The organism is Rossellomorea aquimaris (assembly GCF_001877785.1).
Lineage (GTDB): Bacteria > Bacillota > Bacilli > Bacillales > Bacillaceae_B > Rossellomorea > Rossellomorea aquimaris_A.
Genome location: NZ_MINN01000139.1, coordinates 1 through 17,020, shown reverse-complemented (window position 1 = coordinate 17,020; position 17,020 = coordinate 1). Strand labels below are relative to the sequence as shown.

Annotated in this window: 15 protein-coding genes and 1 pseudogene; 13 read left to right on the top strand and 3 right to left on the bottom strand. The window is 36.7% G+C overall.

Annotation, left to right across the window (positions count from 1 at the left end; genetic code table 11):
* Positions 1 to 35 precede the first annotated feature (35 nt).
* The 13 genes from BHE18_RS20215 to BHE18_RS20160 all read left to right on the top strand — a co-directional run bounded on the left by BHE18_RS20215 (position 36) and on the right by BHE18_RS20160 (position 14,361).
* On the top strand, positions 36 to 779 hold the full coding sequence (locus BHE18_RS20215; protein ID WP_071620303.1) for a YveK family protein: 744 nt from the start codon (positions 36 to 38) through the stop codon (positions 777 to 779).
* A complete protein-coding gene (locus tag BHE18_RS20210; RefSeq protein ID WP_071620302.1) occupies positions 769 to 1,476 on the top strand; it encodes a CpsD/CapB family tyrosine-protein kinase in 708 nt (235 codons plus the stop codon). The genes BHE18_RS20215 and BHE18_RS20210 overlap by 11 nt, the downstream gene beginning before the upstream one ends.
* 112 nt (positions 1,477 to 1,588) lie before the next feature.
* Positions 1,589 to 2,356 carry a tyrosine-protein phosphatase gene (locus BHE18_RS20205; protein ID WP_071620301.1) on the top strand — a complete coding sequence of 256 codons (768 nt, stop codon included), beginning with the start codon at positions 1,589 to 1,591 and terminating at the stop codon, positions 2,354 to 2,356.
* A gap of 321 nt (positions 2,357 to 2,677) precedes the next feature.
* Positions 2,678 to 2,818, top strand: coding sequence for a hypothetical protein (locus tag BHE18_RS23355; RefSeq protein WP_171910764.1), 141 nt, complete (start codon positions 2,678 to 2,680; stop codon positions 2,816 to 2,818).
* A gap of 106 nt (positions 2,819 to 2,924) precedes the next feature.
* Positions 2,925 to 4,745, top strand: a complete 1,821-nt coding sequence (locus tag BHE18_RS20200) for a polysaccharide biosynthesis protein (RefSeq protein WP_071620300.1) — start codon at positions 2,925 to 2,927, stop codon at positions 4,743 to 4,745.
* Positions 4,746 to 4,874: 129 nt separating this feature from the next.
* On the top strand, positions 4,875 to 5,990 hold the full coding sequence (locus BHE18_RS20195; protein ID WP_071620299.1) for a DegT/DnrJ/EryC1/StrS family aminotransferase: 1,116 nt from the start codon (positions 4,875 to 4,877) through the stop codon (positions 5,988 to 5,990).
* The gene (locus BHE18_RS20190) at positions 5,990 to 6,637 is read left to right on the top strand and encodes a sugar transferase (RefSeq protein ID WP_071620298.1); all 648 of its coding nucleotides are present in this window, start codon (positions 5,990 to 5,992) and stop codon (positions 6,635 to 6,637) included. Before BHE18_RS20195 ends, BHE18_RS20190 begins: the two co-directional genes overlap by 1 nt.
* Entirely contained in the window at positions 6,634 to 7,251 is a 618-nt protein-coding gene (locus BHE18_RS20185; protein ID WP_071620297.1) for an acetyltransferase, read from the top strand. Before BHE18_RS20190 ends, BHE18_RS20185 begins: the two co-directional genes overlap by 4 nt.
* A 2-nt stretch (positions 7,252 to 7,253) precedes the next feature.
* Positions 7,254 to 8,546, top strand: coding sequence for a glycosyltransferase family 4 protein (locus BHE18_RS20180; RefSeq protein WP_071620296.1), 1,293 nt, complete (start codon positions 7,254 to 7,256; stop codon positions 8,544 to 8,546).
* Complete coding sequence (locus BHE18_RS20175) at positions 8,521 to 9,840, top strand: nucleotide sugar dehydrogenase (protein WP_071620295.1); 1,320 nt, start codon at positions 8,521 to 8,523, stop codon at positions 9,838 to 9,840. The genes BHE18_RS20180 and BHE18_RS20175 overlap by 26 nt, the downstream gene beginning before the upstream one ends.
* A gap of 44 nt (positions 9,841 to 9,884) precedes the next feature.
* Positions 9,885 to 11,021, top strand: a complete 1,137-nt coding sequence (locus BHE18_RS20170) for a glycosyltransferase (RefSeq protein ID WP_071620294.1) — start codon at positions 9,885 to 9,887, stop codon at positions 11,019 to 11,021.
* Between the two features lie 184 nt (positions 11,022 to 11,205).
* Positions 11,206 to 13,017 carry an asparagine synthase-related protein gene (locus BHE18_RS20165; protein WP_071620293.1) on the top strand — a complete coding sequence of 604 codons (1,812 nt, stop codon included), beginning with the start codon at positions 11,206 to 11,208 and terminating at the stop codon, positions 13,015 to 13,017.
* Between the two features lie 42 nt (positions 13,018 to 13,059).
* Entirely contained in the window at positions 13,060 to 14,361 is a 1,302-nt protein-coding gene (locus BHE18_RS20160; RefSeq protein ID WP_216095312.1) for an oligosaccharide flippase family protein, read from the top strand.
* A 308-nt stretch (positions 14,362 to 14,669) separates the two neighbouring features.
* On the opposite strand, the gene BHE18_RS22770 is transcribed toward BHE18_RS20160, so the two are convergent.
* The 3 genes and pseudogenes from BHE18_RS22770 to BHE18_RS20145 form a co-directional block, all read right to left on the bottom strand.
* Positions 14,670 to 15,797, bottom strand: coding sequence for an O-antigen ligase family protein (locus BHE18_RS22770; RefSeq protein ID WP_141771947.1), 1,128 nt, complete (start codon positions 15,795 to 15,797; stop codon positions 14,670 to 14,672).
* Between the two features lie 350 nt (positions 15,798 to 16,147).
* A complete protein-coding gene (locus BHE18_RS20150; RefSeq protein ID WP_071620291.1) occupies positions 16,148 to 16,618 on the bottom strand; it encodes a hypothetical protein in 471 nt (156 codons plus the stop codon).
* Between the two features lie 105 nt (positions 16,619 to 16,723).
* A pseudogene (locus tag BHE18_RS20145) lies at positions 16,724 to 17,020 on the bottom strand (transposase); the annotation flags it as partial.

Here is a 17,020-nt window from a genome sequence, read left to right as displayed (position 1 = left end):
ATTTACATATTTTTCTTTTAAAATAGGAGGAAATCATGGAAGAAACTATCAGTTTGCGCGAGTTGATGGAAACATTGCAGAAGCGCATCAGACTAATCATTCTGATTACCCTGACGGCCGTCCTGGTCAGCGGAGCGGTCAGCTTTTTTCTTTTAACCCCGGTTTATCAATCATCCACCCAGCTTTTGGTCAATCAATCCAAGTCGGAGCAGCCTGCTTATAACCCCGGCGAAATTCAGACGAACTTACAGTTAATCAATACGTATACGGTCATCCTCAAGAGTCCGGCCATCCTGGAAAAAGTCATCTCAGACCTGGATCTGGACCTGAACGTTTCACAGTTGACCAGTAAAATCACGGTTGGCAGTGAAAATGAATCACAGGTGATGAATCTTTCCGTGCAGGATACCGATCCCAAACTGGCAGCGACCATTGCGAATAAGACAGCGGAAGTGTTCCAAAACGAAATCCCGAAAATCATGAATGTGGATAACGTCAGTATCCTGGCGAAAGCTGAAGTCGGAGAGAAACAAGCCCCGATCAAGCCGAAGCCATTCCTTAATATCGCGATTGCAGCCGTTGTCGGCCTGATGATCGGTGTCGGTCTTGCGTTCCTGCTTGAATTCCTTGATAACACAATCAAAACCGAGCATGAAGTGGAAAAGCTCCTGGGTGTTCCGGTACTCGGCTCGATCGCCCGCATCTCAGAACAGGATGAAAAGAAGGCAAGCCGCGGGCTGGAACGCAATTCACGAGTGAGGGGTGAGAATGTTGGCTAACAACAAGAAACTGAAGAAACTCATGATGGCAACGAAACGGAAGCTCATCACGAAAACAGATCCGAAATCACCTATTTCAGAACAGTACAAAACGATCCGTACGAATATCAACTTCTCATCTGTCGACCGCGACCTGCGTTCAATCATGGTCACGTCATCAGGACCCGGGGAAGGGAAATCCACGACAGCCGCCAACCTGGCCGTTGTATTCGCCCAGCAGGGAAAGAGTGTCCTGCTCGTGGATGCGGATATGCGGAAGCCGACGGCTCATTATACGTTCAACCTGACAAACACATTCGGTTTCACTACCGTCCTTACGAGACAGAAGACCTTGAGGGAAGTGGTCCATCCGTCCGATGTCGATAACCTCGATCTTCTTACTTGCGGACCGGTACCGCCGAATCCGGCCGAGCTATTAAGTTCACGTTCGATGGAGGAGTTCCTGGTCGATGTCTATGCAGATTATGACCTGGTCATTTTTGATACGCCGCCTGTCCTGGCAGTGACGGATGCGCAGGTGCTGGCGAATCAATGTGACGGGACGGTCCTTGTGGTGAGTTCCGGAACGACTGAAATCGAAGGCGCGCAGAAGGCGAAAGACCTTCTTCAGGCGACAAAAGGGAAACTCCTCGGAGTGGTCCTGAACAACCGCGAAGTGAAGGATACAAGCTACTACTATTATTATGGAAAAAGATAACAGATAAAAAGTGTCGATTCGACATTTTTCGCCTGTTTACAAAAATACCTAGTGTAGTAAAATAATAGATGTTGATAAGATAAAAGAACTAGTGAAATGGAGGGTGATGGCGATGATCGATATCCATAGTCATATATTACCGGGAATCGATGACGGTGCGAAGACGATGGAAGATACGGTCGCAATGGCGAAAGCCGCTGTGTCGGAAGGGATTCAAACCATCATTGCCACCCCCCACCATATGAACAACGCCTATCAGAATGTGAAGTCGGACATCCTGCCTTTGGTCGACAGAGTGAATGAGGAACTGAAAAGTCAGCAGGTCGATTTAGTTGTATTGCCGGGTCAGGAATGCCGCATCTACGGTGAAATCATCGGGGACTATCTGAACGGGGAGATTTTACCCCTAAATATTCATTCACAATACATCTTTGTGGAGTTCCCATCCAATTCCGTGCCGAGGTATACGGACCGCCTGTTTTTCGATATACAGAATGAAGGGCTGATTCCGGTGATCGTCCATCCCGAACGCAATGCGGAATTGATCTCTCATCCCGACAAACTGTACAACCTCGTGAAAAACGGTGCTGCAACGCAGATTACGGCTTCAAGCCTGACAGGGCATTTCGGGAAAAACATCCAGAAGTTCTCGAAGCAATTGATCGAAGCGAATCTCACGCACTTCATCGCTTCGGACGCACATAACACATCAACCCGCACATTCAATATGAGTAAGGCGCTGGATGAGGTAGAACATACATACGGAATCGATATGGTGTACCATTTCACTGAGAATGCTGAGCTGCTGGTTGAAGGGAAAAATATATATAAAGAAATCCCGGAGAAGGTTAAAAAGAGAAAATTCCTGGGGATATTTTAAGGTGAACGAATTTTTAATAGGGTCCTAATGTACTATTGTCGTTGTGAGCTGCATAAGAAATATATGGACAACAATAGATATTTAGGGAATGTCTCCTATCCGTTACCAATGGAGGCACTCGGTCACGCCGTGGGTGAAAATAATTCACCTTAGACGCTTGTCGTCGGTGGCGGGATGTGAGGAAGGGTTAGATGCCCACATTTACTATTTTAAAATAAATAAGTAAAGAAAAACAATGAAAGCGTTTTATGTAAGTTCTTCATATGTAGTAAATGAAATGTATAAATGTTTAAATTTAGAAAGAAACATAAGGGAGAAGAAATGAGCACCTTCAAAACCATGCCGAAAAGCATCAAAAAAGCCGTCCGCTATATCTGCCAGGATGCACCGATCGAACATTTAAAAGAAATACAAAGCCTTATCAACCAAGCGATCAACCAACGGATCAAGCAAGAAAAATAACCTAAATGCCTAAGGAAAGGGTATACCGTACATTTTCCTTAGGTATTTATTTTGTCGAAAATAAGGGTCAATTGAAAAAAATATGAGTAAAGAAGGGATTTATTCTATGAGTTATACGAAACGGGTCTCACTGTTGATGCTGCTGGATTCCATTATCGTGCTTACGGCCATTTATATCGGTTATTACATTCTTATCGCAGCATTCCATACATACGCCATGCCGGTCATCGTATTCAGTTCGATTGTCCTGCTTGTCAGCCATCACTTATTCGCGTTCGTCTACCGTCTTTATCACAGAGCGTGGGAATATGCGAGTGTCGGAGAGGTCATGGCGATACTCAGGGCTGTCACGTTCTCGGTGCTGACGACGGGAATCCTGCAATTCGTCATCACTGGTACTGTGTATAGACGCATTTTGATCGTTACCTGGATGCTGCATATGATTCTGATCGGGGGCTCCAGATTCTCGTGGAGGATGTATCGTGATCTGTATATGAAGAATGAGCAGACAAAGAAACGTGCACTAATCATTGGTGCAGGGTCCGCCGGATCCATGCTTGTACGCCAATTGATCAAAAGCAGCGACACCGATTTGATGCCGGTCGGCTTCATTGATGATTCGCCAAAGAAACAAAAGCTTGAAATCTACGGGGTGACCGTCCTCGGCGGAACGAAAGATATCCCGCAGATCGTGGAGAAGTACGGAGTCGAAAATATTATCATAGCCATTCCTTCACTCCGAAAAGGCCAGCTGCAGGAAGTATACCAGGAATGCAGCAAGACAAATGCTAAGACGCAAATCATGCCGATGATAGAGGATATCGTGTCAGGCAAAGTTTCCGTCAATCAGTTCCGTGACGTACAGGTTGAGGACCTTCTCGGACGTGAACCAGTGGAACTTGATATTAAGAGTATCTCTGCAAAACTTACTGGTAAAACAATTCTCGTTACCGGTGCAGGCGGTTCGATTGGTTCCGAAATCTGTAGACAGGTGAGCAAGTTCAAGCCAAAGAAGCTCCTTCTGTTGGGACACGGAGAAAACTCCATCTACACAATTGATATGGAGCTTAGAAATAAATATAAGGAAGAATTCGAGATCATCCCTGTGATTGCAGATATCCAAGACAGAAACCGCATTTTTGAAGTGATGGAAAACCATACACCGGATGTAGTCTATCATGCCGCTGCTCATAAGCATGTTCCGTTGATGGAATATAATCCGAAGGAAGCCGTGAAGAACAATGTCATCGGGACGAAGAACGTGGCGGAAGCCGCTGATACATTCGGCGTCGGCACATTCGTGCTTGTGTCTTCCGATAAAGCCGTCAACCCAACGAACGTGATGGGATCGACGAAGCGTATTGCGGAAATGGTGATTCAGAATCTTGATAAGAACAGCAAGACAAACTTTGTGGCTGTGCGTTTCGGGAACGTACTCGGAAGCCGCGGGTCTGTTATTCCTTTATTTAAAAGACAGATCCAAGCTGGCGGACCGGTTACGGTTACCCATCCGGATATGACAAGATACTTTATGACGATTCCGGAAGCATCCAGACTAGTTATGCAAGCGGGTGCGTTGGCACGCGGCGGGGAGATCTTTGTACTGGATATGGGTGAACCGGTTAAGATCGTAGACCTGGCTAAGAACCTGATTAAGCTGTCTGGTTATTCTATTGATGAGATTGGGATCAAGTATGCCGGCATACGTCCTGGGGAGAAGATGTATGAGGAGCTTCTTGGGGAGAATGAGGTTCATGGTGAGGCTGTGTTTCCTAAGATTTTTATTGGGAAGACGGTGGAGTTCGACTTTGGTCGTGTATCCAATCTGGTAGAAAACCATCAGGCGTTTGATCAGGACTATTTATCTCAGTACGTGTTGAGCTTAGCAAATAAGAATGAAGAAATACTGATAACAAATGTTAATTAATACAGTCGGTACTGTGCTTAAAGGGACAGTACCGGCAATCTTTAGTTGTTTATTAGTTACATAGATATACAGGGAAATCTAGTTAAGTAATAAGCAACTGATCTACATACTGGAAGGAAGAGTTTAATCATGGGAGACAGAATATTTCTTTCATCACCCCATATGAGTGATGAAGGCTATGAAATGCAATATGTAAAAGAAGCGTTTGATACAAACTGGATTGCTCCTCTTGGGACAAATGTAAATGAATTTGAAAAAGAACTTGCAGCAAAAGTCGGTTCCAAAGCTGCTGCAGCTCTATCGTCCGGCACTGGGGCCATCCATCTAGCATTAAGAGCAGCGGGTGTCGGTGATGGAGATATAGTATTCTGCCCTACGTTGACTTTCTCAGCAACAGCCAACCCAATCATTTATCAAAATGCCATTCCTGTATTTATCGATAGTAATGAAGAAACGTGGAATATGTGTCCTAAAGCTTTAGAAGAAGCTTTTGAAAAGTATCCAGAAGTAAAAGCAGTGATCGTGGTTCATCTTTATGGTCTTTCTGCAGATATGGATAAAATTATGGAAATATGCAGGAAACATAATGTAGCTGTTATCGAAGATGCTGCAGAGTCATTGGGCGGATACTATAAAGGGCAGCATACGGGAACCTTTGGTGATTACGGCATCTTCTCGTTTAATGGAAATAAAATCATCACTACTTCCGGCGGCGGAATGCTCGTTTCTAATAATGAAGAGAAAGTTTCTAAGGTTAGATTTTGGGCAACTCAATCAAGAGATCAAGCGAGGCATTATCAGCATAGTGAATTAGGGTTCAACTATAGAATGAGTAATGTTGTTGCCGGGATTGGCAGGGGTCAGCTTAAGGTCTTAGAAGAAAGAGTAGAAAAGAAGAAATATATTTTCGAGTTTTATAAAAGAGAGCTGGAAGGTCTTGATGGTGTGGAATTCATGCGCGTTAATGATTGGGATAAGCCAAACTATTGGTTGAGTGCAATGACATTGAGTGACCATGTCAGGCCTATAGATGTAATGGAAGCCCTTGAAAAAGAAAATATTGAATCCAGGCCGGTCTGGAAGCCGATGCACATGCAGCCATTCTTTGAGAAGTATGATTTCGTCGGAACAAATGTTTCAGAGAAGTTGTTTGATAATGGTGTTTGTTTGCCTTCGGATACGAAGATGACGGATGAGGATTTAACGAGGGTTGTGAATACTGTAAAAGGATTGTGGTTGAAATAATGAAGGCAAAAGGCGGTATCTATAGAAGGTTTATTAAAAGACCGATGGATTTTACTCTTTCATTACTTGCTATTATTATTCTTACTATTATACCAGTGCTTCCAATTACAGCTTTACTTGTTAAAACGAAGTTGGGCAGCCCGGTACTTTTTAAACAACAACGACCAGGGTTAAATGAAAAGGTCTTTATGATGTATAAGTTCCGGACGATGACGGACGAAAGGGATGAGAATGGAGAGTTGCTTCCGGACAGTGTGAGATTAACGAAGTTTGGAAGGTTTCTGCGTTCTACATCTTTAGATGAACTTCCGGAGCTTTTCAATATATTGAAAGGGGATATGTCGATTATTGGGCCGAGGCCATTATTGGTTCAGTATCTGCCCCTATATAATGAGCATCAAAAACGGCGACATGAAGTTAGGCCTGGGTTGTCTGGATTGGCTCAGGTTAGTGGTCGCAATGCTATTGGTTGGGAAGAGAAGTTTAATCTAGATGTTTATTATGTTGATCATGTGAGTTTTAAAGGGGATTGGAAGATCATTCTTCTCACTTTAAAAAAGGCTCTGATAAGGGAAGGTATTAATTCGGAGACTGCAGCTACTATGGAGCCATTTAAGGGAAATGAAAAGGAAAGAATGGAACAATGAAAGAGAAGCTTTTAATTCTTGGTGCTAGTGGTCATGGGAAAGTGGTTGCGGATATAGCTTTGAAAATGAATAGATGGCAGAGTGTTGCTTTTTTGGATGATAATAAGAATATCAATTCTTCTATGGGTTTAGAAGTGATAGATACTTCTAGTGAAGTCTCAAAGTACATAGAGGAATACGAAGTATTTGTAGGAATAGGTAACAATATAACTAGACAAAAGGTTCAGGAAAAGCTGGAGACATTAGGTGTGGAAATACCTGTATTGATTCATCCTACTGCAGTAATTGGTGAGCAAGTAGAAATTGAAAATGGCACGGCTCTTATGGCAGGAACTATTGTCAATTGCTGTACAAGAATTGGTAGAGGATGCATTGTTAATACTGGTTCTACTATTGACCATGATAATTGTATTGAAGATTTTGTACATGTTTCACCAGGAGCAAATTTAGCAGGGACCGTATATATTGGGAAAAGATCGTGGTTAGGGATTGGTAGTGTTGTAAGTAACAACATTAACATAACTAGTGATTGCAAGTTAGGGGCAGGATCTGTGGTGATTAAAGATATAACAGACCCAGGAGTTTATGTTGGTGCTCCAGTTAGGAGAGTTTAAGTATGAAAAAGAATATTTGGATTTGGAATCATTATGCTTCAAATATGTATAAAGACCAAGCTGGGAGACATTATTGGTTTGCTGAAAATCTGAAAAAGCAAGGGTATAACCCCACTATATTTTGTGCCTCAACTATTCATAATTCTAATGTAAATATAGATACCGGTAGTCAAAAGCACACTACAAAAATTATTGATGAAATACCCTTTACTTTTGTGAAAACACCTAGTTATTTTGGTAATGGGCGACAACGAATCACTAATATGATTACCTTTTATAAGAATCTTTTTTCTGTATCAAAAGAATATGCTAAAAAACATGGTAAGCCTGATGTTATCCTAGCTTCAAGTGTTCATCCACTTACTTTGGTTGCAGGAATAAAGATAGCAAAAAAATTTGGGATACCATGTATTTGTGAAGTAAGAGATCTCTGGCCAGAAAGTATTGTGGCGTATGGTGCTTTAAAAAGAAATAGTATAATCGCAAAACTGTTATACCAAGGGGAGAAATGGATATATAAAAATGCCGACTCTGTCATAATGACATGGGAGGGAGGCAGAGAATATCTTATGGATCAAAAATGGGATAACAAAATAGATTTAAATAAAGTAAAGCATATAAGTAATGGAGTAGTAATCGATACATTCGATAAAAATAGCGAAAAGCATAAAATAGTAGATTCAGATCTGGATAATAAAGAATATAAAAATGTTGTCTATGCTGGATCTATTAGGAAGGTTAATAACCTTGGAATGTTGTTGGATGCTGCTAAGATAATTCAAAATCAAGGTAAGAAAGATATTAGATTCCTAGTATATGGAGCTGGTGATGAAAGTAAGGCACTTAAAGAACGTTGCAAGGAAGAAGAAATAAATAATGTTTTGTTTAAAGGTCGAGTTGAAAAGAAGTATGTACCGTCTATACTAAAAAAATCTTATATAAATATACTTCACAACTCTAGTACATCACTTGATAAGTATGGTCAAAGCCAAAATAAATTTTTTGAGTATTTGGCAGCAGGAAAATGTATCGTCCAAACCTACTCAACTGGTTATAGTATTTGTGATAAATTCGGATGTGGAGTTAGCGCTCCTATACAAAATGCAGAAGAAATTGCTAAGGCAATACTTGCGGCAAGTAGTGATGAGAGTAAGAATAAATTGATGGGGAAAAATGCTCGTGAAGCTGCTTATCAATTTGACTTTAATAAATTAACAGAGAAGCTGATTTATATTTTTGAGAATGTAAACGAAAGAGGGAATCAATCAAATGAGCCTGTACGAAAAACTAGTTAATAAAGAGGAAAAAATAGCAGTTGTAGGATTAGGATATGTAGGTATGCCTATAGCGGTTGCTTTTGCTAAAAAGGTTAATGTTATTGGGTTTGATCTTAATACTCAAAAAATCGAGCAGTATAAGAATGGAATAGATCCTACCAATGAGGTTGGTAATGAGGCTATAAGACAAACAACAATAGATTTCACTTCAGATCCAGATAAACTTCAGGAGGCAAAATTTCTTGTTGTCGCTGTTCCTACACCTGTCAACGCTGATAAAACTCCCGACTTAAGTCCAATAGAAGGGGTTAGTAGGACAATTGGAAAAAATCTTACAAAAGGTTCAATTGTAGTATATGAGTCTACGGTCTATCCAGGAGTTACTGAGGATATCTGTGTTCCTATCCTAGAAAGAGAGTCGGGTCTTAAGTGTGGAGTAGATTTTAAGGTAGGTTATTCTCCAGAACGAATTAACCCTGGTGATAAGGTTCATCGTTTGGAAAATATTATAAAAATCGTTTCAGGTTTGGATAAGGATTCTTTAGAAGTAATTGCTAAAGTTTACGAGCTCGTAGTTGAAGTAGGGGTTCATCGCGCCAGTAGTATAAAAGTAGCGGAAGCAGCTAAGGTTGTTGAGAACAGTCAACGTGATATCAACATTGCATTTATGAATGAGCTTGCAATGGTATTTGATCGCATGGGAATTGATACACAAGAAGTTGTAGAGGCAATGAATACTAAATGGAATGCCCTTAAGTTTACTCCTGGATTAGTTGGCGGCCACTGTATTGGTGTTGATCCTTATTATTTCTTGTACGAAGCTGAGAAGCTTGGATATCATTCACAAATCATTTTGTCCGGTAGAAAAATTAACGATGGAATGGGTGGATTTGTAGCAGATGCAATTATTAAAGAATTAATTCTTGCAAACAAGGTTGTAAAGCAAGCAAAGGTTGTAATTTTAGGTATAACTTTTAAAGAGAATTGCCCTGATATACGTAATTCAAAAGTAGAGGATATCCTTAAACGTCTAAAAGATTATAAAATTGACCCAATTATAGTTGATCCATATGCTGACCCTGCGGATGCAAAAACTGAGTATGGTGTAGATTTAGTACCAATTGATATGGTAAATGATGCCGACTGTCTTGTCTTTGCTGTTGCACATGACTTATTTAAGAATATAACGATGGAGCAAATAGACGGCATGTTTGGAGGATTTCCAAATAAAGAAAAAGTCATTGTTGATGTTAAGAGTATTTTAGACAAAGAAAAGATAGAAAAGGGTGGCTATAGTTATTGGAACCTTTAAAAATTAAGCATCTCTTTTCGATATATTTCTAGGGGAGGTTGACAATGGAATTATTGCATATTTGTTCTTATTACATAGGTAATAAACTTTATGCTAATTTGATCAAAGAACTTTCAAAAAGTGAAATAAATCAGCGTGTATTTATTCCAATAAAGAATGATCGTTTTGCTGGGAGTAACCAATTACCTTCTGAGTATAAGACAATTAATTACTATTATAAAAATATTTTAAAAAGATACGATAGATTTTTTTATTTTAATAAAACTAGAAAACAAATGGATGAAATAGAGCGTTCAATTATGTCAGATAGTAAAATTGATTTTGTGCATGCTCATACACTTTTTAGTGATGGCGGTACAGCATATAAGTTACATCAGAAATATGGTATTAATTATATTGTTAATGTACGTAATACTGATATAAACGTATTTTATAAATACGGAGTACACTTAAGATTATTTATGTATAAGGTACTATTAAATGCTAAAGCTATTATTTTTTTATCTCATGCGTATAAAAAACAAACACTATCCGTTTTACCTTCATATATTTTGAATCAAATTGAAAATAAGTGTTATGTAATTCCTAATGGGATACATGATTATTGGCATGAAAATTCGTTAATACAAAAGAACACTTCTATATCTAAGAAAGTAAAATTATTGTTTATTGGATCGATCAATAAAAATAAGAACTTAAAAACTGTAATACAAGCTTGCCAAGTCCTTAAAAGCAGAGGGTACAATGTATCCTTAGATGTAATAGGGGATGGGCCACTGGAAATGCATTGCAAAGAATTATCTAATAAACTGAATATGGAAAAAGATATTATTTTCCATGGATATATTACTGATATAAAATCTATTACAAGAATTATGGATAATTGTGACATATTTGTTATGCCATCATTTAAAGAAACTTTTGGACTTGTATATATTGAAGCTATGTCAAGAGGTATACCTGTTATATATTCTGAAGGCCAAGGGATTGATGGTTTCTTTAAAAATGGAGAAGTTGGTTATTCAGTAGATCCGAGAAATTCAGAAATGCTATGTAATGTGGTTTCCAAAATAATTATAAATTATAACAATATGTCTCAAAACTGCCTGAAGCGAGCAAATGAATTTCAATGGAACAGTGTAGCTGATAAATTCAAAAAAATTTATCTAGCGAAAGAGTAATTTAAAATTATTTCCAGTTAGTATATAGATTTTATTAAGTTTATAATGTTTGGCACTTGGGTTTAATTCCAAAATTCTTCAAGTTGCTTCTAGAATTAAAATTTAGTTAATTCTATATCTTCTCTATTTACTAAACTGGTCCAGCAAGCAATAACTAAAAGCTTATAAATTAAGAGGGGTTCTTATGAGGAAATATATTGGCGAGTTGTTTTTTGATGAGACGGTATCTAAAAGAAATATGATTTCATTCTCAAAAAAGAAAGATATAGATGAAAGATTTAGAATAGACTATGTAAGTAATACTAATGACTTTAATATATATCATTATGCAGATATAAATATTACTCTAATAGTAGATGGTGAATTATATAGTAATGACTTTAATATAAAAGCTAATGATAAAGACTTTTTGAAAAAAATAATGTTAGACATAGTTGAAAATAAATTTAATACACTTGAAGAATTAAATGGTTCTTTTAATTTAATACTTTATTCTCATAAAAGCAAAGAAATAAAAATTATAAATGATAGATTTGCAACCAGGCCATTATATTATTTTGTTGATGAAAAAAGATTGCTCTTTTCTAATAGAATGTCAGAAATAGCAATATACAGGAATACAAATATTAATTTAAATTACAAAGCAATTATTGAGTTTTTTAAGTTACAGATGGTATTTGGATCTAAAACTTTTATTGAAAATATATATTCTTTGGAAAAGGCAACTCTGAATAATTTTAGTAATGGCAAAATGACAAACTTTAGATATTGGTCTTTCAAACACCATATAGATAGAGATTTTAGTGAAAAAAAATACATTTCTGATTTAAGTGATCTTATGAAACAGATTATGTGTTTTAAAACTGAAGAAGATATGAAGTATGGAGTTTTCCTAAGTGGAGGATTAGACTCGCGAGCAATTATGGCAGCTGATATTAAAAGTAAGATTTCTCAAGTTTATACTTTAGGAGATTCTTTTAATATTGAATGTGAGATATCTAAAAGTATAGCAGAACACAAAGGGGCAAAATTCAATTATATAGAAAGAGAATCGAATCATTATTATAATATAATTAAAGATTCTGTTGAAATTGGAGATGGTATGCATAATTATCTAAATGGTCATTTTATAGGATTTTTAGATCAAATTAGTCAAGATGTTGATATTATCTTTAATGGATCCTTAATAGAGCAGTTTTGGCAAGGTAGTAAATTCATTAAAAAAAATCTTTACTTCCATCAATATAAATTATCATTACCTTTTATTGATAAAAGTAAAGACAATCCCATAGATAAAGTACTGGAAAACTTTCCTCGAAAGGTTCCGAATATAGAGGGAATTTTTAATAAAGATTTAGACTTGGATGTTGATTTATTAATAAAAGAAACTTTTAAAGAAATGCTTGAGATTAATTTTCAGAAAATTGATATTGACCCACAAGAAGCAATAGACTACTTAGCTTGTGATAGTTATGGAAGATATAGTTCCCATTTAAATCAACTGTGCATTAACAATGAAATTAACTATAGAACCATTTATGATAACAGATTAATTGATTTATTGTTGAAGGTACCTATTAAATATAGAGCTTCAGGAGACTTGTTAAGAAAAGCAATCACTCGACTAGATCCAGAAATTGGAAAAATACCTTTGTCAAGTTCAAGATTAAGTTTAAAAAGAAACTATAATTTGCAATGGTTAGCTACAAATTATCATAGAGTATATAACAAATTATATAAATCTAAAAACTATAAATCTGAAAACTATTCTTGGCCAAACTATTCAAGGTTGATTATAGAAAATAAGAAAATTCAACAAAATATTTTATCTATTATTGAAGATAGCAGCATTTTAAGCGACAAAATTTTTGATAGAGAAATTCTAAGAGAAAAATTCAATCAACACGTTCATGGAATAAAAGACCATGAGAGACTGCTAACCCAAGTATTGACTTTTGGGGAATGGCACAAAATGATTAAAAGAAGAATGAGTTAATATAATAACTTGTAAAAAGTTATGACAGTGAAGGAAGATAAGATGAAAAAAAAACTATTAAAATTAAGTAAACTGCCATTTATTCGTAATGTATTTATAATGGCTACTGGTACAGCAACAGCTCAACTTATCGCAGTAGCACTGTCACCTATTATCACTCGTTTATACGGACCGGAAGCTTATGGTATCATGGGAGTTTTCATTAGCATCATTGGAATTGTTGCTCCAATATCAGCCTTAACATATCCTATAGCTATTGTTCTTCCTAAGAGTGATAGCGAAGCAAAAGGTATTATCAGACTATCACTATATTTAACTTCTTTAATATCTATTTTAGTAACTATTTTTTTGTTATTTTTAGGTGACAAATTAGTTGATTTATTCCAACTAAAAGAAGTTGCACCATTTTTGTACTTAATTCCTTTAGTTGTTTTGTTTTCGGGGTATTTACAAGTTATACAACAATGGCTTATCCGCACAAAACAATTCAGTATAACCGCCAAGGTATCTTTCTTTCATGCTTTACTTTTTCATGGCAGTATGGTTGGGGTGGGTATATTATATCCAGTGGCTGCAGTACTAGTGGTTATGACAGCGCTAAGTAATGGTATAAAGGCATTTTTGTTATTTATCTTCACAAGAATATCTAGCTATAAGCAATTCTCTATGAGAGAAAAAAATGAGATTAAAGTACCGTTAAAAAAAATAGCTAAAAAATATAATGAATTTCCTAAATATAGAGCTCCTGAAGTTTTAATTAATGCAGCCTCACAAAGCTTACCCATATTATTATTAACAATTTTCTTTGGCCCTGCCTCTGCAGGTTTTTACTCAATTGGCAGAACCGTATTAGGAGCACCATCTCAACTAATTGGTTTATCAGTTGGGGATGTGTTTTACCCAAAAATTAATCAAGCTGCAAATGACGGTAAGGAATTGACAAGTTTAATTAGGAAAGCAACTGTAGCGCTTGGTTTAATAGGAATAATTCCTTTTGGAACTGTTATTATGTTTGGGCCTTGGTTATTTAGCTTTGTATTTGGGGATAATTGGGGATTGGCTGGAGAATATGCGAGGTGGATAGCTATTTGGTCGTTTTTTGTATTCATGAACATTCCTTCTATCAGAACTTTACCAGTGTTGTCGGCCCAATCTTTTCACCTAAAGTTTACTACTATTATGCTGATAACACGTGTATCTGCATTATCCATTGGTTATTTTATATATAAAAGTGATATGGTTGCGATCGCCTTATTTGGAATAACAGGTGCCATCCTTAACTTGTTGTTAATATTTAAAACTTTACATTTAAGCAAAAACTTTGACAAATCACAACCTATTTAGAAGAAGATATATTATAAATAGGAAACAGGGGAGCTAAATCTTCCTGTTTCCTATTTATTTTTATAATCAGGTATAAATAGTTTTATTTTTCTTCCTCATTAGCGAATTAAAGAGCTTCCGCTAATACTCCTACAATTAAAAACCGATATAATTTCCCCATTTAGGATAAGACTCTACCTTAGAAAAAGTCCTCTGTTCCTTCAACACTTTTAGTCTTTATTATAAATCTGCTAATTTCTGCATTTATCATATTTATTCTGATACAAGCACCCTCAAGAGCACATTTTTTGTTGATTCCATTGAGTACTTTATTGTGGCCTGTGATTTTCATTTAAATACATTACCTGACTGATTCCCACTGAAATAATAAACCATTGCATTAACCCGATTGAAAGTTGGTTCTGGGTCAGGGCAATTTCAAACGATTGATGTATTAATATAGCTATGAAAAATGAAGCAACTAATCTTACTGTTTTATCCTTTAGGTTTCTATAGAAAATTATCCAAAAGTATAATAATAGTATTATAAACACGAGTAATCCTAGATACCCATTTTGCAAGGCAATTTGTAGATAAAGATTATGAGTTGACAAATCTATACCAGTTACATCAATTGGCAAAGTACCAGGACCATAACCAAACCAAGGTTGTTCATTAATTGCAGCAATAACAGGTCTCCAAATATCATCACGGCCAGACATAATACTTTTACCCGTATATTCCAACATGAGGTTTTCGAAATAAGGGAAATATTTCCAATATGGTAATTGTGGATATACAAAAATAAACATCATTAGTCCAAAAATAACAATCAGAAAATAAAATAAAAATCTAAATTTATTCTTTGAAATAAAATTCCAAAAAATATATGTTATTAAAGACAGTATGCCAGCAAACATCGCTGCACGAGCACCACTACCTAGCATGAGAGAAAAGCCTAATAAAATTATGAAATAATAAAAAGATTTATTACTCACGTTTTGAATTAACATGAACACAAAAAACATCATAAACAGCATATAAGGCGTAATTAAGTTAGAATTAGAATAAATACTAGAAAATTGTGATTGGAAACTTGTACTGGCCCAAATAACAAACTGTATAAGAATGAATAATGATGCTAAGTTTCCGATAATCTTAATTTTTAATGTGTCCCACCTAATGACTGATAAGAATACAACGAATCCTATACACAAACTATATTGCAAAATATTAATTAATCCATTAGTAGATATATTATCAAGCATACCTATGATTGATATAAGAACAAAAATAAAAGAGATGGTTATAATAGTTAGATGTATATTATTTATTCTCTTATTTTTTATAAATCGGGCTACTAATAAAACATTTGCTATTCCAAGTAAAGCAGATAAGGCGAATAACCCTAGATTACTAATTGTAGACTCAGTCGCATTAAGTGTACCAATCAACAAGAAAAGAAAGATAATGCTACAAATAATTGTACTCGTTTTGATATATGTTGATTTTCGTTGGTGAATTATTATTTTAATTACTCCTTTCAGCTGTTAGAATAAGTAAATTATATAGTAATTCATTATTTTTTTAAAGGTAATTTAGCGATGCAATAGGGGTAGACTTTGTCGTCATCCCGATTGAATAGATGACAGCCGCCATTCTGGCTGCTAAGAATTGAAAGTTGAGAACGTTATTCCACCCATTTGATCCTTCCATGCACTTTAGCACATTAACGCTAGACACTTTAGATTGGTCTGGGTCAGATCCATTATTTCAATTAATTGTCTATTGTTCCCCTAATCTTTCTTCAAGCAGGGCAAATGGGAGCAGTTGCTGACCGGCAAGCCAGAATATAATACAGCTGAATGATGAGCATGAACCAAAAGACCAGGGATGTTATCCAATAGAAGGTAAAGCCCCATTTGTTTAAGAAATAGATGCAGCCCGTTGCGGTCAGAAAGAACAGAGCGGTGTAGGTCGTATGAAGCGGCAGGGAAAAATCGATGACCGTTAATGAGAAAAAGGCAAGGAACCCAATGAGAAATGCTCCATACTGGATGATGTGTCTTTTATAGGCAGCAAGGAACACGGCGCCATTCAGGAGCATCATCACCGCCAGGAGGGGATGGCCGCCTAGTTCAAGCATTTGGCCAAGGAAGATCCCCAGATTCAATTGGAACAGAAGGTATAATACAACCTTAGCAGTGTTCCCGTGACGAAGCCCGACCACTGGGAAGCAAGGGGACGGTTCGAGACCAGTGAAAAAGTAGGCTTTCAAAAAACATATTCACTTTAAATTGGTTATTTTTGTATATCGCAGTGTGATTTGACTGTTTTTATTGTAAAACGGGGGATATAGAGGTAGATATCCTCCGTATTTTTAGGATACCAATGCCGCAATTCTTTTTAAATTCACTGCGATGGCAGTGAGTTTTGATTGTGTAGACACACTTAAAAGACCATACCCCCTGGCTCGGGATAGGCCATGAAACCTTTTCAGCTCCGCATTCTTTCCTTCTATGGAAGCTCGTTTCTTGTATTTTTCTTTAAACTCTTCTGTCTTTTGCTGTTGGGAGAGTTCATAAAATTGAGCCGTGTTCATCCCGACTGTAAGAATTCTCCGAGCACGATTTTGTGTACAGGAGTCGTGTAACGGACAGGCCTTGCACTGTTTTAACTC